Raw genomic sequence first — 25,625 nt, forward strand, 5'->3', positions numbered from 1 at the left:
TTTAGTTTCGTTTGAATACGAATTGCGTTATAGTAAGTGATGTAGTCTCGAACGGTCTGTTCAACGATTGCAGTCGTTGTATGGGTCAACCCTTCGAGGTAGAACGTTTCAGACTTTAGTGTGGAATGAAACGATTCAATGGGGGCATTATCAGCGGGCGTTCCCTTGCGGGACATGCTCATGGTAATGCCTTTTCCTTTTACAGCTTCCTGATACCCMTGSGACGTGTAGACGCTRCCCTGATCGCTATGSAGRATCGCACCAGGCACAGCTGGCAATTGATTGAGTGTATCTAGAACAAAGGCCGTGTCTTGTGTATCAGATAGACTACTAGCTACAATCTCTCCGTTATATAAATCGAGGATGCTCGATAGGTACATCATTTTTCCGCCGAATGGTAAATACGTAATATCCGTGACGAGTTTATGCATCGGTGCTTCAGCTTGAAATTTCCGCTTTAACAGGTACTCAGCTACATAAGCAGGCTGCCCTGTATGCTTCCGTTTCTTTACTCTGACTCGACATTGTAGCTGCTCACATTGCATGATTCGTTGTACGCGCTTGTGATTAATCTTGTACTTTTTTCGAAGCAGTGCAGTAATCTTTCGGTATCCGTAACGGAATTTATGCTCAGTGCAGAGTTCTCGAATCTCTTCAACCAKGCTGTCCAATGGCCGAGTTTCGTTTTTTGCTCTCCATCGGTAATAGGTAGCACGTGGCACACCCAGCCATGCACAAGCTTTGGTGATCGTAACTTCCCCGTGAATCAACTCAACCAGTTCAACTATGATTTTTGGTGACAACTCCTTTCTAGTTCCTTGTACTTTTTTAGCACATCTATTTGTTGCTTTAAGAACCGATTCTCCGCCTTTATTTGCTCCAGTTCCGAGGTAAACTCAGGTCCCTTACCGTAGCTGTATTGTTTGCCAACAGGCTGCTCTAAACGGTTTAACTCGCCGCTACGATACCATCGCATCCAAGTTTTCACCTGCGTTTCATTTCGTATGTTGAGTTGCTCCATTACCTCTTTGACCGGTATSCCTGCTATTCTCATTTCAATTGCTTTTGCCTTTATTTCCACTGGATAACTTACTCTTGTTGCCAACGTAAAAACACCTCCAAGGTTGTCTCCATATCTTACGACATGGTTGCATTTTCTTGAAGGTGTTTTGATTTGTCTCACGTTATGGGGTCAGTCCCTCCCAAACATCCGGAGGGTATTTTTTATGTAAGGTAGGACAGTTAGCTTCATACATTCGGCTGCTCGGGTACTTCTTCCGTTATGCATCCCATTAAGTCCTTCCATGTAGTTCTGTATTCAACGAATTTTGTTGCTCGATCGCACTCACAGCAAGTCATCTATATAACCCTTTAGAAGATACAACACTTTTGGCGAATGCACAGGCGATCTGCCTTCCTTAGACATAAAATAAGCCATTATCATAAATTTCAGGAGGTCTTAGTGATTAGCATGAAGAAGAAATCAAAAAAACTAAAACCGTACATTCGATTAAAAGGCCGCCACATTGTAAGTACATTTAATGAGCTTGATCTTCTGGAACCTCGTCCAAATAAGCAATTAAAGTCTTTACTCCACCAGATCTATAATTACTTACCGTCTGGATCATCATCTAAATGACTTCTATTCCAATTGGGTTGTCTGGGATTAATACTATCCCAGCATCCCGTTTAGAAAGCACTACGTTACTTCTCTTGCATCTTGCACCTCCCACGGTCTTCGGTATTCACTCTTTTTTTGCTGCGATAATTTTGGCTTCCACTAAAATTTGATTTGCTGATTCATTACTTGCCAGCGATCTGTATTTATTTTTCTAAAACCGGGAATCATACGATCACCAATGTAAGGAGTGAAATTCCCATGACTAAAGAACGAATGGATTGGACAAGTACAAGCATTCCTTTTGCTCGAAATAAACCTTTAAAATTCATGATCTTCATCTTCATCCTATTTTTTGGTCTTATGGCCATATCACCCACTGAGCGATCTCAATGGCTAGCTGATAGCTTACCGCTAATCTTGGTTATCCTTATCCTTATTTTCACTTATAAATGGTTTCGTTTTTCAAATCTGTCCTATCTTCTGATGCTTGTTTTCTTTTGTCTTCATACTTATGCGGCACATTATACATATGAAGGCACACCATTTGACCATTGGCTAAAAACATTGTTTCATACAAGAAGAAGCTATTACGATCGAGTCGTTCATTTCTTCTTTGGATTGTTCTTTGCTTTTCCATTCTATGAGATTTTAAAATCCAAAGTTAAGTTACGCGGAATTTGGTCAATAGCTCTGCCAGTTGCCGTTGTGCTCAGTTTTAGCGCACTATTCGAGATCTTAGAAATGTCTGCCGCCTTAATAGCCGGACCAGGTGGCGAAGCCAAATTTGTTGGAATGCAAGGTGATATCTTTGATACGCAAAAAGATATGGCATTAGGATTACTTGGTGGAGTCGTATCGATGGGTATTCTCGTATGGATAATCTGGAAAGGTGATAATGCTGCTTCAGTTTCAGACTAATCTATATTTCGCCCAAATTCTAGGCAATGGCGTACATCTATGCATTATCCACTAATGGATATAATATCTCAGGAGGAGATATTAAAGACTTAAAAAAATACTGGATGCTCTCATTGATCAAGCAAAGATGGAGATTGAAGAATGTGATACATTGCTTACTGATAACGGAATTGCTTCCGTACCTGCAAAGAGAAAGGTTGGCAATTTCTTGCTCGGAATCAATACTAATTTTTATATCAATGAAATGCAATTGCTGAAACAGTCGAAATTCCTATAATTAGAAGTTTTTTGTTTTGATTCTGCATATGATTTATATATTTTTGTATTAAAACTTCTCAGAAGGATACAATAAATGATGCTTCACCATTCTCTATGCTGCATTTCGAATGAATTCGAAATGCAGCATTCTTTGTTTCTGTATCTCAGTCAAATGATTCTATTGATAATATATAAATCTGCCATTTGCCTTTCATTAGAGATGTTAAAGCATGGCAAAGCTCAGGGCCAATTAAACTACACCCCATTTGTTAGACACAAACTAACAATTGAAAGTGAATTACTAATGACCAGAATAAAAAATCATTCGGGTAGAAAGCCTTTAAACGGTTGTTACAATTGATCGAGTTTTTATAAATCACTACAATAAATTGGGGCTTCCTAAAATTGAGGTCGATATATTACCAAACAAAAAAATGTGCAATGATTAAATGTCATTATTCAGAATGAAAAATTAGATCAGAGGATAAGCTACAGCAATAGCTAAGAAAATAAATTTTATGGTGACTACAGATGAATCGAAAAATAACTTTCCTCTTTCTTCGAGTTTTTGCAATAGCTTTGCTTATTTTGAGCGCGATTGAGGTAATCAATTTTCAAACAACTAATGCCGAACCTTCGCTACCGATCGTAACTGATCAAAGAGGGTTTTCTATCGAAGTTTATCCTCAACAACACAGATTAATAGTACGGGCACAGGGAAAGGAAATTAAAACTTATATCGTCGCCGTCGATAATCCGTCCACTCCAACCCCTGTTGGGGAATACAAAGTCGTATATAAGGGAGAAAACTGGGGTCCCTCTTTTGGTCCACGATGGCTAGGATTAAACGTCCCTTGGGGGAATTATGGCATTCACGGCACGAACAAACCGTTTTCTATCGGGCAGCATTTGAGTCACGGTTGTATACGTATGCGCAACAATGATGTCATTGAATTATTCGAAATGACTCCACTCGGGGCTAAAGTAACGATATATGGACACATATTGGGGGATCCGAATCATGAACCGAGGGATTTGGCGGAAGGTGACGTCGGAGGAGATGTACAACTAATTCAGTCTCGTTTAAAGAGCTCCGGATACTTTAATGGAATATGTAATGGAAAATTTCGCTCGAATACAACTACGGCTGTGAAAAATTTTCAACGTGATCATCATTTGGCGCAGAACGGTGTTGTATCAAATAAGGTATATGAGGAATTGGGATTGTTGGAATAAAAGAAACGTGATAGCCAAAGACGCAAAACATTTTCCGCCACGCCTTTAATAACAATTAATTTTTTGTATAAATTTAAGCTTTACTACAAAACATATCATTGTATTAAAATCAAAACAGAGCGAGGTAATCAAATGAAAAATATTTTATTAATTGGCTTTATCAGCTGTTTAATGATGTTCAACTCAATTTCTGTATCAGCGGAAAGTAACGCTAATACACCGGGACAAGAGCTTCGTTACGATGTCAATCGCGTCACTAATGACACTAATCGTGCATTAAATACAGATGACTATCAAAATTATCGAACCAATAATTACAATACATCTTTGAACGCTAACAACTATAGAACAAATGCAACATCAGATAATCGTGGTTCAAATTGGGGTTGGCTTGGTCTTTTAGGTTTACTTGGATTAGCGGGTGCTAGAAATCGTGCTCGAGATCGTGATCGTGCTTAAATGTTGAATTAGATTACTTAAATACCCTCAGTTACACTGGGGGTATTTGTTGGCGATTATTAATGCATTGTTTATCTACTCTCGAACACATTAATCAAGTCGTCAATGGAAATAATTGTGCTTGTGCTTGTATTCAAGTTATAAGTCAACCCATAAAAGAGGATAAAACAGCTAGTGTCAAAGCAAACTCAACAAGCTGCACAAATTATTCAAACAGCTTTACAAGAACATCAAATGGCACTACAACAACTACAACAAATTCCCAATATCTGTAATCAAATTTCACTTACACAAATAACAAACTCACAGGTATATGCCTATTCAAACATGAATAGCCAGCAACCATTAGGAGTAAATCACTATTCACATTAAATATATGTTCTTTGTAATCTCATGCGAAGAATGTGTGGAATGAGGAAAATAGGTACTTCTACAAAGAAGATTTAATTAACAACATCGTAATAGACAAGCCTGATCCACAGCAGCTAAGGTTATACAAGAAACCTAAGGACAATCTGGAGAAATGAGAACAATGATGCAATACTTTTTTCAGAGCAGCACCTGTGGATGCAACGGAAACTTCCGTTTGTACCCGAAACGAATCGAAGAAGTATTCAGCGGACAAACTAGCTAAAACAATGGTAATTTGGAAGAGTCCAGGGTTCTACGATATGAACGCATGAATCCTTCCAGCCGTGAAATTATCATATTAATATCTATTTTTCTTCAACAAAAAAACCGCGATTTAGGCGGTCATTAATCGGCTCATATTCTTGTCATCCGACAGATGTTGTCAATGTATGATGATTTCTATTTGAGACATAAAAATAACTTCTCTTCCTATCATCTGATTAGTCTTAATTGTATTCTCAACATTTATTTCATTGATTCTTTGTCTTGTTATTCACGGGCAGATTTACGTATTTCAAGCGAGCGGGTGCATTCATTTAATAGGTATTGACAGAGTCTGCGCGGTTTCTTCTCGATAAGTAGTTAACAAAAAAAGTCAGTGTTTTCATATGAGGATGACCCTTTGATTTCCAAACGAATACCTCCTGACTTTTACAAACCGTATATCAGATCAGCTTCTTCCAATATTCACGGCTTCGGGCATCCATCTGCTCCGGATCGGACAGCTCGAAGCGGCGTCCTTCATTGTCCGTTACCATCCAGCGGCTTTCCGTTACGGGTTGGATATTTTCATGAAGGTTATCCATGACCAATGCTGTCGTGCCATAATTCGTATCGACCTGCAAATACCACTCGCTGCCTCTTTTTCTAACAGTCAGGATTTGTTTAATGACAGGAATCATATAATTTCGGTCAAGCTCTTCTCGTACCGTCTGAAAGCTATCTTCCGCGAGAAGCTTCACATCCTGTATCATTGCAATTTCACGCCCTTCCGCCGAGCGAACCGAGATGAACCTGTCGGGCATTGTATACGGAAAACTGCGAATAAGTGTTACACGGGCAAAACCCTTACCTTCCTGCTCCAAATGCAAAATACCTTCAGAAGATCGGAACAAACGGATTTGACTCAGCTCCGAACGGCTTAAAAAGAATAACGGGTTCATCTTATCCGACCTCCGATGGTATTTTCGCTGTTTGTTTTTGCGATTCGACCAAACGATAATAATGCGTTTGTTTCGCGTAAAGCTCTTCATGCGTCCCCATTTCAACAATGCGGCCTTGGTCGAGGACTACAAGCCTGTCTGCATGACGTAAAGTGGATAGGCGATGGGCAATCGCGATAGTGGTTCTTCCCCGGAATAAGCGGCTTAACGCTTCTTGAATGAGCCGCTCCGTCTCCGTATCTACAGATGCTGTCGCTTCATCTAAGATCAAAATCTCCGGATCAAGCAGCAGCGCTCTCGCAATTGCGATTCGCTGTTTCTCCCCGCCCGATAAACGGTGTCCGCGTTCCCCAACCCGCGTATCGTAGCCTTCCGGCAGACGACAAATAAAATCGTGGGCATTCGCGGCGTGGGCAGCTGCGATAATGGTCTCCGGCGGACTATCCGGACGGCCGTAGGCTATGTTCTCGGCAATCGTACCATCGAACAAAAACGTTTCCTGAAGCACGACGCCAATATGCTTCCGGAGACTCTCCTGCCGGATATCTCTCAAGTCGTGCCCGTCAAGCGCAACGCTTCCAGCATTCGGGTCATAAAATCGGCAAATCATGTTTATGAGAGTCGTTTTCCCTGCACCGGAGCGGCCAACCAGTCCGATCATTTCACCGGGACGTATAGTGAGGTTAATATCTTTTAGCACCGGTCGTTCCACTTCATACCCGTAACGTACACCTTGAAAGCGGATCTCGCCAGAAACGGAAGAAAGCTCTACCGCGTCCAGCTTATCAGGGACATCAACCTTGGCATCGATGATTTCGAGAATCCGTTCGGCCGAGCCAAGCGAGCGGTTTAGCCAGCTTAATAGCTGTCCGGAGGCTTGAACAGGCCCGAAGAACATAAGCAAATAGGTCGTAAAGGCGGTCAATGTTCCAATAGACATGGTGCCGGACATGACCGATCGTCCTCCCAAATACCAAACAGCGATGCCGAACACAGCCGTCAGTACCGTAAAAATCGGAGATACGCCAAGCCAAAGATTACCGAAGGAAATCGTGCGATTGATCCAATGATTATTCACCTTGTCAAAACGGTTTTTCTCGGCATTTTCCTGCGCAAAGGCTTTAATGACTCGAATGCCTTGTAGCGCTTCGCCAATCACATTGTTGACATGCAAAGCAGATTGCCATTGCGAATACCAAAGTGAGCTCAGCCTCTTCCACAGCCAATAGAATCCAGCAAACAAGAATGGGGTCGGGATCAGAATCATCGCTGCCAGCTGCCAATTCAGATGGAATAGCATAAACAGGATGCCTACGGCGAGCAGCATCTGCGTGACTAGATACACCATGCCGTTTGTCAAAAATTCTTTTAATTCATCGGTATCATCCTGGATACGGCCGATAAATTGAGAGACCTGGCGGTGATCGAAGAAGCGCATCGAAAGCTTCATCAAAGCGCCGAACATATCCCGGCGGATCGCCCCTACCAGTTTCCCGCCTATACGAACGCCAAGGTAGCTTCGAATGACTTGCATCGCAGCAGATAAGACCTGTACAAGGGCCAAACCGCTTGCCAATGCAAAAAGCACGTTCAAGCTTCCAAACGGTTTGGCCACTTCATCCACAATCATTTTGATCAAATAGGGTGGGATCACTTCAATAAATACGGATAAAACAAGCAGCAGCGCACTTACCAGCATGGGGCTTCGGTACGGGGTACAATAAGCCGCCAACCTGCGCAGCATGGACCATTTGCTGCTGCAGTTTAAACACTTGCTTGTACCGGGAGAGACGGTTTTGTCGCATTTTGAGCATCTATACGTTTCCGTACTTTCTTCTAGAGCTGGGAGGGTAAGACCTCCAGTTTCGTCCCTTTCCGCCAGCCAGTTCCTTATCGCGGGAACAGCCTGTCGGAAAGGTTCAATGTACGGAAGCGAGAATCTCGCAGCTTCTATCTCGCCATCACCGGTTATAATAAAAAACGATGCTCCGCCGAAAGCCTCGCGAACGGATACATCGATCATGTTATTCTTATGGAAGGTCATGATGGTTTTCCCTTGCCCGTCCACCATTTCCATGGTTAAGGTCTTGAAAACAACCTCGTAATGCCAAAATCGTCGTAGGTTGAAATCCACATCCGCCCTTATACGGAGCCATGGATTCTCCGTATCCTGTTGTTCTACTGCGACGCCGTTAACAGGTTTACCAGCTTCCCGCTTCGCATTCTCCGTTTTCAATTTAAAATACTCCTTTTTCAATGCCACTCTCCGGCAGTTACATATAACGCTCGTTTCTTACTGCGCACCATCGAATCACTTTGTGCCATTTTGGTACACGCAAAGCCAGTACAGCAAGCAGCCTGGATCTCCAATGATTCGCAGCTTGAAAATGATTGTTACGGCGAACGCCGGACCATCGACCCAGAATGCTTGTGAACGTTACGGGATCATCCGGCTCATAGCATGTATCTCCCTTGAAGATAAATAATTCCTTTGAGCCGTCCTGCTTTACGGCGTACAGCCGGTGTCCGATCAACGCACCTTGGTCCGTAACAAATAAACAGATATCGCCAATTTTCAATTTTTCCCGTTGCACGGACAAGAAAGTGCTTACGTTTCCTTCCTTGATCAAGGGATACATGCTGATACCCGCAGAGGGCAGCTCGATCTTTCCGGTTCGCTGGATTACTGCTGACATAATTGGCGTCAAATCATGCATTTATTAGCAGTCCGGCCTCAATCAGCATTTCAACAAACGCCTGAACGTCATCGAGGACAACTTCCATCTCAACGCCGTATTCGGTATGTACTTTTTCGGCCAGCTCTGCGACAGTTGGAAATTCGGGAAGAATCGACCAAATATAACCTCCAAGCTCGTTCACTTTCGTGATGGCGTGGGTGTCGATGTTCAGCAGCAGCCACTCGCCATCCAGCTCAGCCGTCTCGATATTTTCCCGTCTCAGCAGTGTTTTGTTTACCATTATCGTCATGATATCACTCCCCAAAAGGTATCGTTTTTCTGAAAATATAGCTCATAAGCCGGTACACCTTCTGCTGCCTGCTTGCAAAGTGCAATCATCTTTGCCGTTTCCAGCTTGTTATGCTCCCAATAAAAAACCTTATCCAGCAAAGAAATCAGCGCGTCGCCTTTGCGGATACCTACCCGCCTTACATCCTGCGATTGAATCAGAAAATGAATGCCTGCCAAGGGACTGCTTGGAAGCTCGCATGCTTCTTCCATTTCGCTCCGAAATGGGGAATCGTGGATTGTAATCGAACCATCCGGCTCAAACAATAGGAGCGTAGCCTCATCGGAAAGAATAGGACGGGGAACGGAAAGATCAGCTACCGTCGACTTGCCTGCTCCCGATGGCCCGGCGAACATCCAAGCGCGGTCATCCTCCACCACGCATGACGAATGGATGAGCAGCCCTGCGCGCCGATAGATCAGCCAGGCGCTGTAGAGATTGATTAAGGCGTGCTTGAGTGCAAGGTCATCGTGAACATAAATTTTTGCCTGGCTGTAATCAGGTGTTGTCACCAGCTTATAGTCCGCACGGATATAGACATATTCGCCGCCGTTCTCTTGAATCTCGACAGGACCGTCGTCGAAAGGTTTCCCGTAAAAGTCGTAGACCTCCACCTGAATGTCAGGCGCTTCAAGATTTCCACTTGCTTTAAAGGAACGAAAACGCGCGGTCAATTCATCATATAAAAAGGTAGTTTGAATTTGAAAATCGATCGAACTCCTGCCGACCTGTGTATGCAGTGTGTACGTCATTATGCACCGCCCGTTCTTCAGAAGTTATTCCTGAGAATAAAAAGGGAGCAAACTCGATCGTTAGCTCCGCTTCTCAGATAAAATCTATCATTGCTTTCTAGTTAGCCTCCAATATAATGCCTGCAAAACATAGGTTTAAAATTACGTTTTTGGCACCATTCGTAGCCACCGACTTTATCGCTTGGTCTCGCTGTTCCAAATTCGACAGTATGCTGCGTAAGTACTTTAGGAGCTTCATATTTTTTCATTTCATTCACCTCCTTTCAAGGAATTTATGTCATATTATAGTGATAGTCAATGATATTTATGAAATTTAGTAAAATAATACTATGATAAAATGTATTAATACCTGCTTTTTGTATATATAAAACAAGAATATTCGATTTAATTCTTCTTTTGTTTGGCACGAATGGTTCGAATCCAAAATTGTAGTCTTCTCTTATAGATTTTGGCATAGATTTTGCTCATCGGCTCATTCGAATCCGGGACATCTGATCTATTGGCATACTTTAATAGGTCCAAGGCATAATCTCTTGGCGGCAGCAGTAAATAACGCAGATGCGCCCACTGTTGTTTAACCGAATCGTAGGCGACGAAGGCAGAAAACAGATGGAAGCCATAAAATCGCCAGTTTCTGATCCCGAATTGGGCATTTCGCATCAGTTCGATATTCCAAAGCGGCCAGCGTCTCCGTACGTTTAGCGGCTTGGTTTCATGCAGCTCGGGAAACAAGTCATAGACAATTGTCAGCGCAATAAGTACTTTGGCATAGTTCCCATCGCTCTTTGCCTGTGCAAAGAGCTGGCCATAGTCTATTTCTGCGCTACAGCATCTCAGGACGTGCAAAATATCGATAACGTACTTCAGTGATAACATATTATGGTTATAGCCATGAAGGCATAGGTAGTAAAAGGTGTCCTTGGCCGAAAGCTCCTTCACCAATTGATAGGGAGAAATCGGTTCTGCATCCATCCAAAAGCAGCTCATATCCGTATCCGAGACATGTTCACGCAAAATATTCCAATGCAGCTCCACCCCGAGCAGCGGGAAATCCTCATTCGCATAAAATTTATTCAACAGCATATGGAAATGATCCGCATCGTCTTCTATATACCGGATAAACTCATGGCGCTCCAATAGGGCAACCGCCTTATCCAAATCTTCTGGACGTACAAGCAGATCGATATCGGATGTTCCCCTGCCCGAAAAATGTCCAAAAAAACGTTCAGACAACCGAATGCCTTTCAGCACGATCACTTGAATTCCTGAACGCTCAAACGCATCAAGAAGCTTGTACATCTCGGAGCGGATCAGCATGTTTTGAAACAAAACAGCATCCACGCCCGATTTAATCCTGCTTCGGTGCTCGGAAGGCACGGCCTCCAATAAGCCGCTGCTCTTCAATAAATAATAAACTTGGGGAGCGACTTGGAAAATATCGATATCGTCAATTGCTGCTTTAGCTGTCTCCTCGGAATCAAATAACGGATGTTGGTTTTGGTAGATCCGGCTTATAAGCGTTACCGCTTTCGATTGTTTCATGAGCCGCTCCCTTCACTTTCGTTAATAAAGTAGTTTCGGATTTATAATGTCGTTTGTGGGGGTATGCGTACGAAGCCAATTGAGAAAATTTTCTAATCTTCGAAGATAAATCGATTATTCGTTGCAAAGATAAAGCGCTTGTCTTCACCGCGCAGTAATAGCATTTCACCACCTATAACACGAAAAGACCCTCCAAAAAAGGCAATCAGACTTTCTAGACAATCTTCTAATTCCGATCACCGGTTTGAAGGGAAGAAATAGTATTTTCGTCATGAAACAATATCTTTTTCATCCATAGTCTTAGAAGACAAAATTTCAATTCAGGTAATTAAATAGCAATATAGAGATAATTCACTCGACTATCATTGCAAAAATTGTAATACTTCAGCTTTAGAAATGTCATATAATCGACACGTTCTTTTCCATACCGACCGATCTTTACTTCTAAACAACCGAAAACCTCACTTTTTCGTTGCCGTTTGAATCCATCATTCCAACTGGATTGTTTCATCTGTCTTTGCAAATACTTCCCCTCCTACGTTCCTCAATATCCAGTGATGTTCCTATAGAGAAAGCCCACTCCCACTAATAGGTAACTGCATATGATGGGTTTGAGCCTAATTTTAAGGAGTGAATCTTTTGAATAAAATAAGTAATAGATTAGCATGGCAATATCATTTGAAACTGGCTTCAACTTTCAAAATGCTTGCTGATAAATATGAATATATGGACCATCCATTGCATCTCTACTATGGCGGCGAATACCGCAAACACTTAAATGAAGTTGAAAAACATTTTCTTGCGTTAAATCAGACACAAAATCCTTCTGAAGATATGATGTTTATTGGTATTGGAGAATTATCAAAATCTTTAAATGGAGAATATTCTGCCATTTACTGCTATGAACAACTAGCAAATCAAGCTCCAACCGCTGATATTAAAAATAAAATACTCGAAATAAGAAATGATGAAATTAGACATTTTAACATGTTTTCGCAAATATACACATGGTTAACTGGAAAACAACCAATTCCAGAAAGAACAGAAGAATGCCAAACAGATTTTCAAAAAGGAGTATCCGTAGCATTTAATGCTGAGCAAGAAATTGTTGATTTTTATCATGAGATAGCAAGAAAAACTGATAATCCTGTTATTAAAGATTTGTTTACACAAGCTGCAGCAGATGAACAAAATCATGCAGTTTGGTTTTTGTATTTTATGAATCACGACTAATTAATTTATCAGAAGCCGATTCCTATTTCGGCTTTTCTTTTTACATGGTTTGGTATCTAACCACTTGCTCCTTGTCAAGTTTCTCCGTATTTACGCTGATACTTGAATCAAAGTAGTAACTCCTTACCTCTTTAAGGCAATAAATTGAGTGATTACATTGCCAGGGTAACAAGCTAATCTAGTCAGCCCATGTACATCAACTATTCATCGAGTTAAATCAAACTAGGTACCTCTTCCCACATTAATTGCATATGTTGTGAGTATTAAGGAATCCTTTAACTTTTGATCTACGCAGGGAGAGAATGACTATGAACAACAATAAAAGCGAATTAAATGGAACATCTGATACAACAGATATTCAGGTTGCTAAACTTGCATTTATTGGAGCATCCATCACTACATTAGGAGATAGTATAACAGCAATCGCTGCTGGTCTTGCCCTAGAAGCATTAGTGAAATCCAGTAACAAGAGTTCTCAAAGCCAAAATAAACATTTAAAACAGTTAGAAACATCGCAAAAACAGTTAGACCATTTATTAACTGAATTAAAACAATTCAAAAAAAACATTAAATAATGTTTGATGACCTCATTGAATATTTTTTGTTTAATAGCACCTAAAAAATCAAAAAGTAAACCATTTGATATTGTTTATACTAAATAGCGAGTAAACCTAATAATCAATATTCGGAACAAATCTATATCCGTTTACTATTTTTCTCCAACCATTGCGATAGATTACCTAGGCTCATCTTCTTCTGAGCCACTGATATAGCTTTCTAAAACAGTTCCATCCTCTCTGCCTTCAGCTCATAACCATTGAGCTGCAGCTATACCTTCAAAATAAACAGCTGCCTTATAAAATAAACCAGGATACTGCACTTCTCCAAAATACTTGTAAATATTCATCTTGATTCCGAGCACTAAACAAATTAAATACTGGCGTAAGTAATAAAATAATCAATACCTATTTCATGGCCTTTCCTCAATGTATTCGCTCATAATTGTAATGGGAACGTGTACCGATTGGCGTTCGCTTCAATCTTAGTTGTCCCTAAGTCAACTATGACTTTTGAGACAGCCCCTTCCTTATTTTTTAAATATATGACTTATGCAGTTTGAGTAATTAACTGGTAATAAGCAACGCTGCGACAACTCCTTTCTCAGTTTAGTGAATGTCTCTCTCGGAAACCATCCGGTGCTGTTATAAAATTCAGGCCCCCGGTTCATTTACCGGGGGCCTGGCTTTAAAGAGAGGATAAAGCTTTAATTGCTGGATATCTCGAGCGCTCTAAGCAGGATGACTGCTGCTTGTGCTCTCGTTGCCGTTTGGTTCGGCGCAAATTTATTGGCACCGATGCCCTGAACGATACCTTTCTCAACTGTTGCTGATACTGCGGCTTTCGCCCATGCCGGAATGTCGGCATGATCCGCGAACGCAGTTGCCGCATTGGCTTTTGCGGTCAGACCCTGCGCATTAGCAATCATCGTCACCATCTCGGCGCGGCTGATCTTCGCGTTCGGCCTGAAGCTACCATCGCTATACCCGTTCACGATGCCAGCTTTCACGGCCTGTGCGATACCTTGCTTCGCCCAGTCGCCGATGCGTTCCTTATCGGTAAACGCCAGTACTGCTCCGTTGCCTTCCAGCTTCAGAGCACGGGCCAGCATCACCACGAATTGGGCGCGCGTTATCTCGCCGTTCGGCCTGAATGTTCCGTCAGCATAACCGTCGACGATGCCCTTCGCAGCCGCTTTCTTGATGCTTGCTTCCGCCCAGTGGCCTGTTACGTCGCTGAACGTTGCGCCTGCACCTGTGTTTTCTTCAGGCTCTTTCTTCGCTACGGCGAATACCGCGAACTTCGTGAAGTGATCGACTTCCGCCGTAATCCGGTTACCGCTCACCATCCCTCCGATTTCCACCCAAACCTTCTTCACCTCATCGTAATAGAAGAGAGAAGCGATCTGATTCGCTCCGACTGTTGCCGAATCGAACGTTAACGTGATCGTGATCGGTTTCAAGAATTTCTCTGTAAAGTTTTTCAGAATCTCATAGACCGGGCTAAGTAGAATGTCCTTGTTCGTTACGAGCTGCGAGGTTTGGATCACCTTCTCCACCGTAATCGTCAATTGCTTCTCCGATGCTCCGGCAGGAACCACGATGGTGACGGCATTTTTTTCGAACTGGGCCGTCCCCCCTGTGCCCGCAGGCAGTGTTTGTTTGCTGTCAGTTGCAGGTGCGGTCGTTCCTCCTCCGCCTGTCGAGGCGGCGGCGCGTTGCACGGTAATCGTGTATACTTTCTTCGTCGCTCCGTCTTCTGCCGTTACAGTTACCGTTACGGCGTTGTCACCGACAACCAGGCTGTTGCCGCCTGCGACAGCGACAGTTGCCTTCGAGTCGGACCCAGTTGCCGCTACCGTCACAGAGGTTTGACCGTTCGGCACATTCAACGTGTAGTTCAACGTATTGGCGTTAAATCCGTTTATTGTCGTGCCGTCCACTTTCAAATCGCTCAGTTCGGCATTGGAAGACAGATCCGCTGCCCCGCGCTTTGCGATAACCGTATAGACCTTCGTTGTTTCTCCGTCTTCTGCTGTAACGGTCACCGTTATAATATTGTCTCCAACAACCAGGTTATTGCCGCCTGCGACAGCGACAGTTGCCTTCGTGTCAGATGCATATACCGCTACCGTCACGGAAGTTTTTACGTTTGGCACATTCAACGTGTAGTTCAACGTATTGGCGTTAAATCCGTTTATTGTCGTGCCGTCCACTTTCAAATCGCTCAGTTCGGCATTGGAAGATAGCCCCGCTGTCCCGCGCTTTACAATTATCGTATAGACCTTCGTTGTTTCTCCGTCTTCCGCCGTAACAGTAACCATTATCGTGTTGTCTCCAACAACCAGGTTGCTGCCTCCTGCGACAGCGACGGTTGCCTTCGATTCGGACCCGGTTGCCGCTACCGTCACGGAGGTTTTTACGTTTGGCACATTCAGCGTGTAACTCAGCGTATTCGCGTTAAATCCACTTATTGTCGTACCGTCCACCCTAAGATCACTCAAATCCGCGTTCGACATCGGTACATTTTCGAATTCAGCCGTCAATGAAACCGGGTTTGCCGGCATCGTAAATGTCAGTGGATTTGTTGTGTTGCTTCCATATGCAAGCCCTGCCGCACTCCATTTTACAAAGCGTTGTCCGTTTGGAACAGCCGCAGTTACTTTAACCGTCGAGCCTTCCTCAACCTGTGCAGAACTTCCTGCGGCAGCACCGTCTACTTCAACCGTTCCACCGGCAACAGTTAGAGCAGAGATTGTTCCTTCTTCTTCCTCACCAAGATTAAGCACTCGAGGCACGGGAATGCTGTTCGTTGCATCCCAATACCATACGTTCGTAAAGTCCCATCCCAAGGCTTCGAAGGTTCCTTGCTGTGCAAAATCAGCAGCCGACTTTGAAGCAAATGCTGGGATAATCACTGAAGGCAACCCACTAGTGCTTAAACGCGCTCCGTCATAGTAATTGACTTTATTGGAGTCCACAATTGGCCTGCTGCTGGACCAATACCCTGCGATTGGACCAGGGGCAGGTCCATTAATTGCATTGGCTACCACATTGCCATTTAAGGTTTGGAGCAGATTTCCAGCAGAACCGCCCATATCACCAACCATTGCACCGGAATATGTGCCAAGCTTATTAAACGTTCCACCCACATAGTTATTCAGAATGACGGTTGGCGAAGTCTCATATCGAACGGGAATAGGCGAACCTGCACTGTTCCAACCTGTACCGCCAATCAAGCCTCCAACTGTTGTTCCACTCACATCTGCAGATACGAAGGAATTTAGCAAAGTGGCTGCATGGAGCGTACCTACAATACCGCCAGTAATGCTTCCACCGGTGACTTTACCACTCACATAGCTGTTTTCAATCGTGCCCATGGAAGTTCCTGCAATGGCACCTGTGCTATTGCCACCGGTAATATCGACATTCACCAATTTCAGATTTACGACTTTGCCTCCATTGCCGATGTAGGCAAAGAAACCTGTACTGCTGTTTGTCGTTGAAATTTTGAGATTACTTATCGTATATCTTTTTCCGTTGAACGTGCCTATAAATGGCTTTGATGTGTCTTTTCCGCCGATCGCGGCAAACTCTACATCCTTCATATCAATATCCGCCGACAACTCGTAATTCCCATCATACGGATATTCAGGCGTACCGAAATTCTGCGACAATGCAACCAAATCGCTTGAAGTTTTGATTGTTATTTTATCCGAGCCCCCGCCAAGTTCAAGAACGCGAGGCACGGGTGCGTTATTCGTGGCATCCCATTTCCAAATGCTCGTAAAGTCCCATCCCAAAGCCACGTAAGTTGCTTGCTGTGCAAAATCAGCTGCCGACTTCGCTACAAAAGCAGAGACGGTTCCCGAAGGTATGCCGCTTGTGTTTAACTTTGCGCTGTCATAGTAGTTCACTTGATTGGATTCAACGATCGGCCTGCTGCCTGACCAATAGCCTGCGAGCAGCTTCGTAGGATTTCCAATAATTTCAGATGAGAATGTATTGCCATTAAGGGTCTGAAGCACGCTGCCCGAACCGCCGCCCATATCACCGACGATACCACCGGTATATTGAGTTGCACCGATTCTTGTAACCGTACCTCTCACATCGTTATTTAAAATTACATTTCCAACTGTTTGTTGAATAAGCGACCAACCAGAACCGTTATAATTGGTGCCTCCTATTAAGCCGCCTACTGTGGTCCCGCTAACATTTGCGTTCATGACCGTGTTTTGCAATGTACCCGCATAGAGCAGCCCTGCTATACCGCCTGTATAACCGGTGCCGGTTACTTTGCCGTCCACATAGCTGTTTTCAATCGTACCGCTGGATACCCCTGCAATAATTCCAGTTCTATTCATACCGGTTATGTCTACATTCGCCAAATTTAGATTTACTACTCTTCCACCAGTTCCGATATAAGCGAAGAAGCCCGTGCTAGTGTCAGTGGACGAAATTTTGAGATTTCGAATGATATAACCTTTTCCGTTAAATGTCCCAATAAATTGTTTTGGAACCGTGTCTCTGCCGATCGATGTAAACGTAACATCTGTCATATCAATATCCGCCGACAGTTCGTAATTCCCGTCAAATGGATATTCAGGCGTGCCAAATTTCTGTGACAGTGCAACCAGATCGTTTGCTGTTTTGATTTTTATTTTTGCTGAGCCGCTGCTGGCAAGCGGAGTGACCTTGCCTGTGGCTATGCTGGTAACAACTCCGTTATAAAAACCTGTTCCCGTTGCAACAGCTCGCAAATATGAACCTACGTCCGCCGCTTTGATCGCGTAATTAGCAGCTGTTGCTCCAGCGATAGTCGTCCAAGACGTACCGTCCTTCGAGATTTCCCATTTGAAGGATGCAGTAGCGCTCACCGGCGTAATCGAGGCATTCAATATTTGCCCTTCTTTGGCAAACCCGTTGACGGCAATATTCGTGATCGTAAATTCATCGACTTCCTGCGGAACCGCTGGATAATTCCAGGCATTCAAATCATAAGTACGTGGTTTATTGGTAACCAGCACGTCAACATCCCCGGTTTGCAGTTCATCGTTTTTATCGAAACCTTTGCTTGTCACTCTAATTTGATCAGGCGAAATCGAAATATTGGCAAATCCCCGTCCGACTTCTCTAATATCGACGTACGCAATGGCAGGATTTTCTTTGTATAACGATCCACGGTTGTCATTATTTGCAGAGTAATTCGTTAGATAGGTTGTCCCGTCGCCGTACTCTGCAACGACTTTGCCGCTTGCGAGAAGCTTGGTGCGGGCATAAATATGGTCATGTCCCATCAGCACCACATCAATTCCCGCTTCATCAAAAGCGTTCGTCCAGGAGGCTACAGGAGAGGCCATCCGATATCCGAACAACGTTTTGTGAAACATTCCAACGCGCCATTTGGTCGGATTTTGTTTCACGACAGCTTTCATCCAGTCTTGCTGTGCTTTGATCTGCGCGGCGGTGCTCTGATCCTGATAATCCATCACCAAGAACAGCGTGTCGCCATGTACAAAATAATAGTTGCTGGACTCGATCTGCAATTTCGTCGTACCTGAAACCATACGCTCTGTGCCGTCACCGCCGCCGTAGAAGGAAGCACCATTTTTAGGCGGATTGTGGCGACCTAAAAAGTTCTGCAGCGTTGGGTCCACAGGAGTCCAGCTGTTGTTGGCCCAGCTGTTGCCCGCTCCATCGAACTCATGATTGCCCGTCGCCATGTAAAGCGGCACTTTCGAGAACAAATCCTGATTGGCCTCAAAGAATGCATCCCATTCCCATGTGTCGAAACCAAAGTTGACCTGGTCGCCCGAGCTCAGGACAAACGCAGCATCCGGAAAATCTGTAAAGGCTTGCGTCAGCGCCTTTTTACTCATTTTATTATAACTATCGAGCGTTGCTGCATAACCTCTGGTATCGTTTGCTTGGGCATCGGAAATCCAGTTGAAGTTAAAAGTATCGATGTTGCTGGCAGGTGTCATGAAGCTGGCAGGCGCTGTAACGCTCGTCACATTTTGAACGCCGTCACCTACGCTATACACATACTCCGTCCCCGGCTCGAGGACAGCCGTTTGTGCTTTATGGCTTTGGACCGGGTCGACTGAGTATTGCGTCCCTGCGCCTGTATACTTCAAATTCTCAATATTGCTCCTCAAATCTACTGTGAAATTGGTTCCCAAAACAAAATCCGTGAACTTGCCGCCGTTGCTGTCAAAGTCGGATTTTTTCGCATAAAAGAGCTGCGTCGACTTTGTTGTTACTGGAGTTACCCAGTTAAAGCGGGCAATGTACTTGTCTTTCACCGTCTTGCGTGTATCCTCATTGAAGTTGTCGAACATAAATGTCACCGAGGCAGGCACTTTGCCGCCGCCTGTTGGCTGGGTGATCTCGTTCCCCGATTTGGTAATGGTGAATTCATCGATGACTCGGAAAGGCTTGTCAGAGCCTGTCGCTTTATAATACGTTTTATAAATGATTGCATTGCTTGTAACCTCAGCTCTGCTATATACACCTGGTGAATAGATGGATCCGCCACCTGTACCCGTCTTGTTGATACGAAGGTCATAGAAATAGTCGTTCCAAGACGTGTCATTGCTGCCGTGCAGGCTGTACGCATAGTTGTACACCGATCCGCCTATGACATAGGTCGGCGCTTCGCCAAACTTCGCTTTTTGAATGCTTCCTGTTCCCGCCGCAGTTGAGATTGTCTTTAATGTGGTTCTGGCATAGGCATGCTCGTGACCGGCGAGAACCAGATCGATGCCGGCATCGGTAAACTTTTTACCGATTACATTGTCGACTGCATAGTGGCTTGAACCCGGGTCATAAGGCGAAGCGTGCAGATTTACGACCTTCCACTTTTTAGTCGACGCTGCCGTCTCATCAGCCAGAAATTTCCATTGTACGGCATCATCACTGGAATTCAGACCAAACGAATTAAGAGAGATGAACAAAGCGTCTCCATATTCAAAGGAATACACAGTTCCAGCAGCAGCCTCAGACAGACCGCTTGGTCTCTTCAGAGTTGTATAATTAAATCTGTTTGTATACTGAATGGAATCTTTATCATAGATTGAATTGTCATGATTACCAGGGGTAGCCATGATCGGCATCGTACTAGAAAGGTTTTGAGCGGCATCAAAGAAATACTGCCAGTGGTCTGAAAAACTCGCATCCTCTACTACATCGCCATTATGGACGAGAAATGCGGCATCCGGATGGTTCGCCTTGATATAATCGTACAAGTCGGCGGTGTTTTGATACGTGCTTGGGGATGTTCCCTGCGTATCAGGAGTGATCAAAAAAGAAAACGGTTTCCTAGCCGTAGGATCTGCAGGCGCAGTAAAGCTAGAGACCGCGGAATAACCGTTGGTTGTGTTTCCTACTTTGTAATAGTATTTGGCTTCTGGTGTCAGATCCTGAACAACTACACGATAAGTACGTACCTCTTTAACGTTAACCAGCTTGTTGTCCGGAACGCTGCCAGTCACAGTTGAAGCATTGACTGTGGCAACTTCGGCGCTTTTTGTTGTACCGCCGGCCAAGTCTGGAGAAGTACCGTAAACAATTTCTGATGTGTTAACCGTCGCATCCGCAACCCAGTTGAAAGCCATAGCCGTTTTACCATCGGCTGCGCCTCCGCCTATAGCCAATGTGATTTGCGACGGAATGGCCGCGGGTGGAGCTGCTTGAGCCGGCATAGGCTTTACAATTCCGGTGGCAGCTACCAGCAAGACCAACATTGCCGTCATCCACCTTGACATTTTTTTTCGTACTCTACTCATTTAATACAAATCCCCTTTCGACAAAGTATGTTTACTTTAACTGAGATTTGTTATATCTAATCGCATGCAACTATAAACATTTGTAAAGTTAAAACATGACCTATGCAGTTCTAATCATTAACTGGTGCAAAAGGACAGCAAATATTCATTTCCTTCGTATACTGAATTCTAATCCTCTGCATTACCACGAAATTGATATTATAAGTTAACTTATAACTCTATTTTGTTTATAATTAACTCAATATTGATAGGGTGGTGAATATCTTTGCTGGAATACCGTCTTCTGGAAAAAGTACTGCACGGCTCCTCTGACTTTCCGTTCGCCGTCTATAACGTAGATTATCTTTCGGGAAATCAGTCTATTCTTCCGTTGCATTGGCACGAGGAAATCGAGTTGATTTATATTCGAGCGGGACAGGCCGTATTCTCCGTGAACCATGTGGAGATCCATGTGCAGGCTGGCGACTGTCTGATCGTCAATTCGGCAGAACTCCACAGCGGCTATTGCAACTCCGCTTACGGTTGCTCCTACACCGCTATCGTATTCAAGCTATCCTGGCTATCCGCCCTGCATCCCGATTTCTGTCAGGAGCAATGTTTGAATCCGCTTCTTCGAGGAGATCTTTTGTTCCCTTCCCTGTTGACTCGACGGCGAGTGCAGGATCGTCTATTGATCGACCGAATCGAAGATCTGCTCACGGAATACCGCGTCGAACGCGAAGGATTTCAGCTTGGTGTCAAAGGACGGCTTTATATGATTCTCGCAGTTCTCTACCCGCATTTGATTCCAAAGCAGCTATACGAACGCGCCAATCCTTTAAACACGAACAAGTGGAAAAACATGATTCAAGTGCTGGAGTACATCAACAAAAACTACAAATCTTCGCTCACGCTCGACGATCTGGCATCCATCGGCTCCATATCGCCGTCCCATCTATGCCGGCTGTTCAAAGAGCTGACGGATATGAGACCACTCGAATATATTAATATGCTCCGCGTCAACAGCGCCGCGCTGATGATCCAATCCGGCTCGTGCAGCATGCTGCAGGCAGCTCTCGAAAACGGCTTTCAGCAGCTTAGCTACTTCTCAAAGCAATTCAAGAAATATAAGGGAATTTCGCCTTCAACGTTTAAACGCCTGCAAGGGAATGCATCATTACCGAAAGAATCGCTGTAGTTAAACAGCCGTAGCTAAGGCCGTAGTTTGTATCTCAAAGGAGGAAAAACCATGTATAAGGTGCTGATCGTGGATGACGAAATTTTTGTGCGCAAGGGCTTAATAAGTCTGATGGATTGGTCGTCTATGCAATTTGAAATTTGTGGCGAAGCGGAAAATGGGAAGCAAGCACTGGACCTTATCGAACAACAGACCCCGGACCTCGTCATTGTGGATATACGCATGCCCGTGCTAGACGGTCTGGAGCTGATTCAAAAGGTGAAAGCGGAATGCGAGCATCAACCGCTGTTTATTATCTTAAGCGGGTACCCCGATTTCTCTTATGCTCAGCAAGCCTTCCGCTACAATGTGTCGGATTATATCCTGAAGCCCGTTGATGAACAGGAGTTTACATCCACTTTGAAAAAAATAGCCAATTCGCTGAATCAAAAACAGCTCTTATCGATAACGAGAGAAAAGCCGCTTATCGAAACCGTCATCGAAAGTTTGCTGCAAACCGAACCAAGCGAGCAAGTGATGGCGCGGATTGCCCATGCGCTGGAACTTCCACTCTCCTCTTCCTATACGTATATCATTGCAGAAATACAAGATAGGCTGCCTCAAGGGGCAATTGACTATTTTCCAGCACTGCAAACGGCACTCCAGCAATATTTTCATCATGAGGGACAAGCTCTGCTTATTCATGTACGCGCGTACAATCAATATGGCTTTATTGTGCCTCAGTTGTGGCTGGACGAGCAAAACAATGCAGAGCGGACGAACTACGCCATGCTGCTTGACATGCTGGAGACGGAGCTTGCAACGACGATAGCTTTGTTTATAGGCCATTCGACAAGCCATTTAAAACAAATTGCTCAATCCGGAACCAGTGCCGAGGAATGCTTGAATTATCGTTTTGCCGCAGGCTTTAACGGCATCTTTATGGCATCGGACCTGCATAAGCTGCCCTTATATTACTTTGATGTGGATGAAGAACTGCATAGCAAGCTCATCTATGAGATTGAAGCCAATCAACTGAAAGGTTATCACTCCGCCATTGATGCCATTTTTATTTCCTTTCAGGAGCGGCATTTCGCTCCAGGTGCCGTTACGAATACAATTAGGCGAATCATGATTGCTATCATCAATATCATCCGGCAGCTGGGAGGAAACGAAAAAGATCTGCAATGGTTGGACGAATTGCTTAATTGGCAGATGAAATACCGCAATTTGAAGCAGATAAGGCATGTTTTCTTGCAGTTTATAGAAGAAGCGGCTAAATATATCGCGGAGAAGCGAGGCGAAAAGAACGAGGGCAGTATTGAAAAAGTGAAAAAATATATCGACAGCCACTACAAAGAAAACATCTATTTAAAAGGAATAGCTGCCGAATTCCATATGAATCCAGTCTATCTCGGTCAGTTGTTTCGCAAAAATTACGGCGTTTATTTCAATGAGTATGTGCTGTCACTTCGCATAGAGGACGCCAAGCGGCTGCTGCGGCAAACGAAAAAACGCATGTACGAAATCGCGGATCTCGTAGGCTTTCAAAATGCCGATTATTTTGCCGCCCAGTTTGAAAAGCTGGAAAACATGACGCCAACGGATTATCGGAATAAGATTATCGGTAAAAAATAAGGAGGCTCCCCCGTGCTCAACTATCGGCTTCATCATCTGAAGCTCCGAAATAAACTGGTCTTCATTTATATTGTATGCGTATTCATACCGATCGTACTGACTAACGTGATGTTCTATCATGTGACCACCATTAACATCAAAAATCAGAAAACGACAGATGCGGAACAAGCCATAAATCTTTTAAAAGCCGAATTTGGGGCAGTCATTGAAGATGCAGCAGGTATTTCCTATCTGTATTCGATTAACAAGCAGCTCAACAATCATTTAAACACCCTCCATGCCTCTCATGACCACTATGTGGAGTCTCTAAATGCCATATCCAATCTGTTCAACCGAGCCGACAAGGAGTACAAATCCATCAGCTCTGTTGTGATTATGAGCGACAATCCGTCGATACTGGCTTCGAGCCATATCATCAGGCTCGAGAACGAGATGCGGAATACGGATTGGTATCATCAAATTGAAAATTTCAATAACACGTATCCCTATTTGTATGTGACGTCCGACAGTATCAGCGTTATTCAAAAGCTATCCGATCCCCGGTTTGAAACCTATGAGCATGTCATGAAAATCGACTTAAATATGAAATACATTAACCAAATTCTTGATTTATCCAGCTTTGAGGGGGATTTTTACTTTATGGATCCGTCTTCTCAAGCTCGATACGGCCGTCTGTCGAGCGGTCAACCAAGTGATCTGATCAAAACAGGACGGACACTAAGTCTCAAGGAAATACCCGTACCGAATAAGGCAATCATCATTAGCAAGCAATATCATAACAACCGCTATTTGGGAGACTGGACGATATACGGAGTATTGGATGAAGAGAAAATTTTATATGATGTCCGGCGATCAGGGCAATTTATCCTTTGGTTTGCAGGGATTAATTTCCTTGTGCCTACGATTGTGATTGTTATTGTTTCCCGCTCGATCCATACACGCATTCAAAAGATTCTGAAACACATGAAATCCGTAAAAGGCAAAAACTTCGAACGTATTCCTTATCATCGAGAACGGGATGAGGTCGGCGAGCTTGCAGTGGAGTTCAACCGAATGAGCGAGAGGATTGAGAATCTGATCAATGATGTGTATGTTACAGAAATTCAGAAGAAAGAGCTGGAGCTAAGCCAAAGACAAGCTCAACTGCACGCGCTGCACAGTCAGATCAACCCCCACTTTTTATTCAACGCGCTCGAAACGATCCGAATGCGGAGTCAGATGAAGGGCGAGCTGCAGACGGCCAAGACGATTCAGAACATGGCGAAAATTTTCCGTAAATCAATTCTTTGGAAGCGAAGCTTCGTTACGATTCGCGAGGAGCTTGAATTAATGGAAAGCTTCCTGGAAATTCAGAAGTACCGTTTCGATACGAAACTAGAGTTTCATATCGAGGTGGATCAATCCTTGCTGGATATTGAAATTCCGAAGATGACCTTTTTGCCATTTGTAGAAAATGCAAGCATTCATGGCATTGAGAGTGTGCCAGGCATCGGTTATATTACGATTCAGATCGCGCAAGAACAAGGTCAGATTGTCTTCCTTATTGTAGACAACGGGGTAGGCATGGATCAGGAGAAGATCAGCGAGCTTCATCATTATCTCCATGAGGAAGCGATTATGGGCGATTCCATCGGAATGAAAAATGTCATTACTCGCCTGAAAATATGCTACGGTGAATCGTTCAGCTTCACGATTGACAGTTCTCCAGGGGGAGGCTCACGGATCATGCTGCGTCTACCGCTGGAAAAAAAAAAGATAAATTCCGAGCAATAAGTACTTAATTATTCAAAGACCGATCTAAGCTTTGCTATATAACAATCATAAACACTATCTTCTATACTGAAAGTGCTTACAATACTTTGATAGA

The 25,625-nt window shown here is 43.9% G+C and carries 19 protein-coding genes and 1 pseudogene; 10 read left to right on the forward strand and 10 right to left on the reverse strand.

The features are described from left to right. Nucleotides 1–1,105, reverse strand: a protein-coding gene (locus tag AC1DPK_RS00005) for an IS3 family transposase (protein ID WP_477508853.1) whose coding sequence is annotated in 2 segments (ribosomal slippage) — nt 1–811 and nt 811–1,105 — 1,106 coding nt annotated over the 2 segments. Because the reading frame shifts where the segments join, the coding sequence is not laid out codon by codon here. This gene is flagged as partial in the annotation. 774 nt (nt 1,106–1,879) lie between these two features. Here AC1DPK_RS00005 and AC1DPK_RS00010 point away from each other — a divergent pair. From AC1DPK_RS00010 to AC1DPK_RS00030, 5 genes and pseudogenes are all read left to right on the forward strand, one after another. Continuing rightward, nucleotides 1,880–2,539, forward strand: a complete 660-nt coding sequence (locus tag AC1DPK_RS00010) for a DUF2238 domain-containing protein (RefSeq protein ID WP_477508854.1) — start codon at nt 1,880–1,882, stop codon at nt 2,537–2,539. A 789-nt stretch (nt 2,540–3,328) separates the two neighbouring features. After that, entirely contained in the window at nt 3,329–4,033 is a 705-nt protein-coding gene (locus tag AC1DPK_RS00015) for a L,D-transpeptidase family protein (RefSeq protein WP_477508855.1), read from the forward strand. 132 nt (nt 4,034–4,165) lie between these two features. Continuing rightward, nucleotides 4,166–4,492: a WGxxGxxG family protein gene (locus tag AC1DPK_RS00020; RefSeq protein WP_339204196.1), complete on the forward strand. Its 327-nt coding sequence runs from the start codon at nt 4,166–4,168 to the stop codon at nt 4,490–4,492. A 174-nt stretch (nt 4,493–4,666) separates the two neighbouring features. Then, complete coding sequence (locus AC1DPK_RS00025; protein WP_477508856.1) at nt 4,667–4,864, forward strand: hypothetical protein; 198 nt, start codon at nt 4,667–4,669, stop codon at nt 4,862–4,864. Between the two features lie 32 nt (nt 4,865–4,896). After that, nucleotides 4,897–5,114: pseudogene (locus tag AC1DPK_RS00030) on the forward strand (manganese catalase family protein); the annotation flags it as partial. A 454-nt stretch (nt 5,115–5,568) separates the two neighbouring features. On the opposite strand, the gene AC1DPK_RS00035 reads toward AC1DPK_RS00030, so the two are convergent. From AC1DPK_RS00035 to AC1DPK_RS00070, 8 genes are all read right to left on the reverse strand, one after another. Next, on the reverse strand, nt 5,569–6,066 hold the full coding sequence (locus tag AC1DPK_RS00035; RefSeq protein WP_441880547.1) for a DUF1854 domain-containing protein: 498 nt from the start codon (nt 6,064–6,066) through the stop codon (nt 5,569–5,571). Between the two features lies 1 nt (nt 6,067). Next, on the reverse strand, nt 6,068–8,302 hold the full coding sequence (locus tag AC1DPK_RS00040) for an ABC transporter ATP-binding protein (RefSeq protein WP_477508857.1): 2,235 nt from the start codon (nt 8,300–8,302) through the stop codon (nt 6,068–6,070). 37 nt (nt 8,303–8,339) lie between these two features. Continuing rightward, on the reverse strand, nt 8,340–8,783 hold the full coding sequence (locus AC1DPK_RS00045) for a S24/S26 family peptidase (RefSeq protein WP_477508858.1): 444 nt from the start codon (nt 8,781–8,783) through the stop codon (nt 8,340–8,342). Then, nucleotides 8,776–9,054, reverse strand: coding sequence for a PqqD family protein (locus AC1DPK_RS00050; protein WP_477508859.1), 279 nt, complete (start codon nt 9,052–9,054; stop codon nt 8,776–8,778). The genes AC1DPK_RS00045 and AC1DPK_RS00050 overlap by 8 nt, the downstream gene beginning before the upstream one ends. Continuing rightward, nucleotides 9,051–9,845 carry a hypothetical protein gene (locus AC1DPK_RS00055; RefSeq protein ID WP_477508860.1) on the reverse strand — a complete coding sequence of 265 codons (795 nt, stop codon included), beginning with the start codon at nt 9,843–9,845 and terminating at the stop codon, nt 9,051–9,053. The genes AC1DPK_RS00050 and AC1DPK_RS00055 overlap by 4 nt, the downstream gene beginning before the upstream one ends. A 101-nt stretch (nt 9,846–9,946) precedes the next feature. After that, a complete protein-coding gene (locus AC1DPK_RS00060) occupies nt 9,947–10,093 on the reverse strand; it encodes a hypothetical protein (protein ID WP_157265932.1) in 147 nt (48 codons plus the stop codon). Between the two features lie 136 nt (nt 10,094–10,229). After that, a complete protein-coding gene (locus AC1DPK_RS00065) occupies nt 10,230–11,387 on the reverse strand; it encodes a nucleotidyltransferase domain-containing protein (protein ID WP_441880537.1) in 1,158 nt (385 codons plus the stop codon). A gap of 328 nt (nt 11,388–11,715) precedes the next feature. After that, nucleotides 11,716–11,910: a hypothetical protein gene (locus AC1DPK_RS00070; protein ID WP_477508861.1), complete on the reverse strand. Its 195-nt coding sequence runs from the start codon at nt 11,908–11,910 to the stop codon at nt 11,716–11,718. Between the two features lie 116 nt (nt 11,911–12,026). Between AC1DPK_RS00070 and AC1DPK_RS00075 the strand changes: the two genes are divergently transcribed. Next, nucleotides 12,027–12,620 carry a ferritin-like domain-containing protein gene (locus AC1DPK_RS00075; protein ID WP_477508862.1) on the forward strand — a complete coding sequence of 198 codons (594 nt, stop codon included), beginning with the start codon at nt 12,027–12,029 and terminating at the stop codon, nt 12,618–12,620. Between the two features lie 308 nt (nt 12,621–12,928). Then, nucleotides 12,929–13,195 carry a translation initiation factor 2 gene (locus AC1DPK_RS00080; protein ID WP_441880531.1) on the forward strand — a complete coding sequence of 89 codons (267 nt, stop codon included), beginning with the start codon at nt 12,929–12,931 and terminating at the stop codon, nt 13,193–13,195. 689 nt (nt 13,196–13,884) lie between these two features. On the opposite strand, the gene AC1DPK_RS00085 is transcribed toward AC1DPK_RS00080, so the two are convergent. Continuing rightward, on the reverse strand, nt 13,885–20,964 hold the full coding sequence (locus AC1DPK_RS00085) for an S-layer homology domain-containing protein (protein ID WP_477508863.1): 7,080 nt from the start codon (nt 20,962–20,964) through the stop codon (nt 13,885–13,887). A gap of 265 nt (nt 20,965–21,229) precedes the next feature. Between AC1DPK_RS00085 and AC1DPK_RS00090 the strand changes: the two genes are divergently transcribed. Genes AC1DPK_RS00090 through AC1DPK_RS00100 form a run of 3 tightly spaced genes read left to right on the forward strand, consistent with a single transcriptional unit; the run spans nt 21,230 to nt 25,531 of the window. Further along, nucleotides 21,230–22,141 carry an AraC family transcriptional regulator gene (locus AC1DPK_RS00090; protein WP_477508864.1) on the forward strand — a complete coding sequence of 304 codons (912 nt, stop codon included), beginning with the start codon at nt 21,230–21,232 and terminating at the stop codon, nt 22,139–22,141. Nucleotides 22,142–22,192: 51 nt separating this feature from the next. Further along, complete coding sequence (locus AC1DPK_RS00095) at nt 22,193–23,758, forward strand: response regulator (protein WP_477508865.1); 1,566 nt, start codon at nt 22,193–22,195, stop codon at nt 23,756–23,758. A gap of 12 nt (nt 23,759–23,770) precedes the next feature. Then, a complete protein-coding gene (locus AC1DPK_RS00100) occupies nt 23,771–25,531 on the forward strand; it encodes a sensor histidine kinase (protein ID WP_477508866.1) in 1,761 nt (586 codons plus the stop codon). Nucleotides 25,532–25,625: the final 94 nt, after the last annotated feature.

The organism is Paenibacillus sp. 01T424, assembly GCF_056398745.1.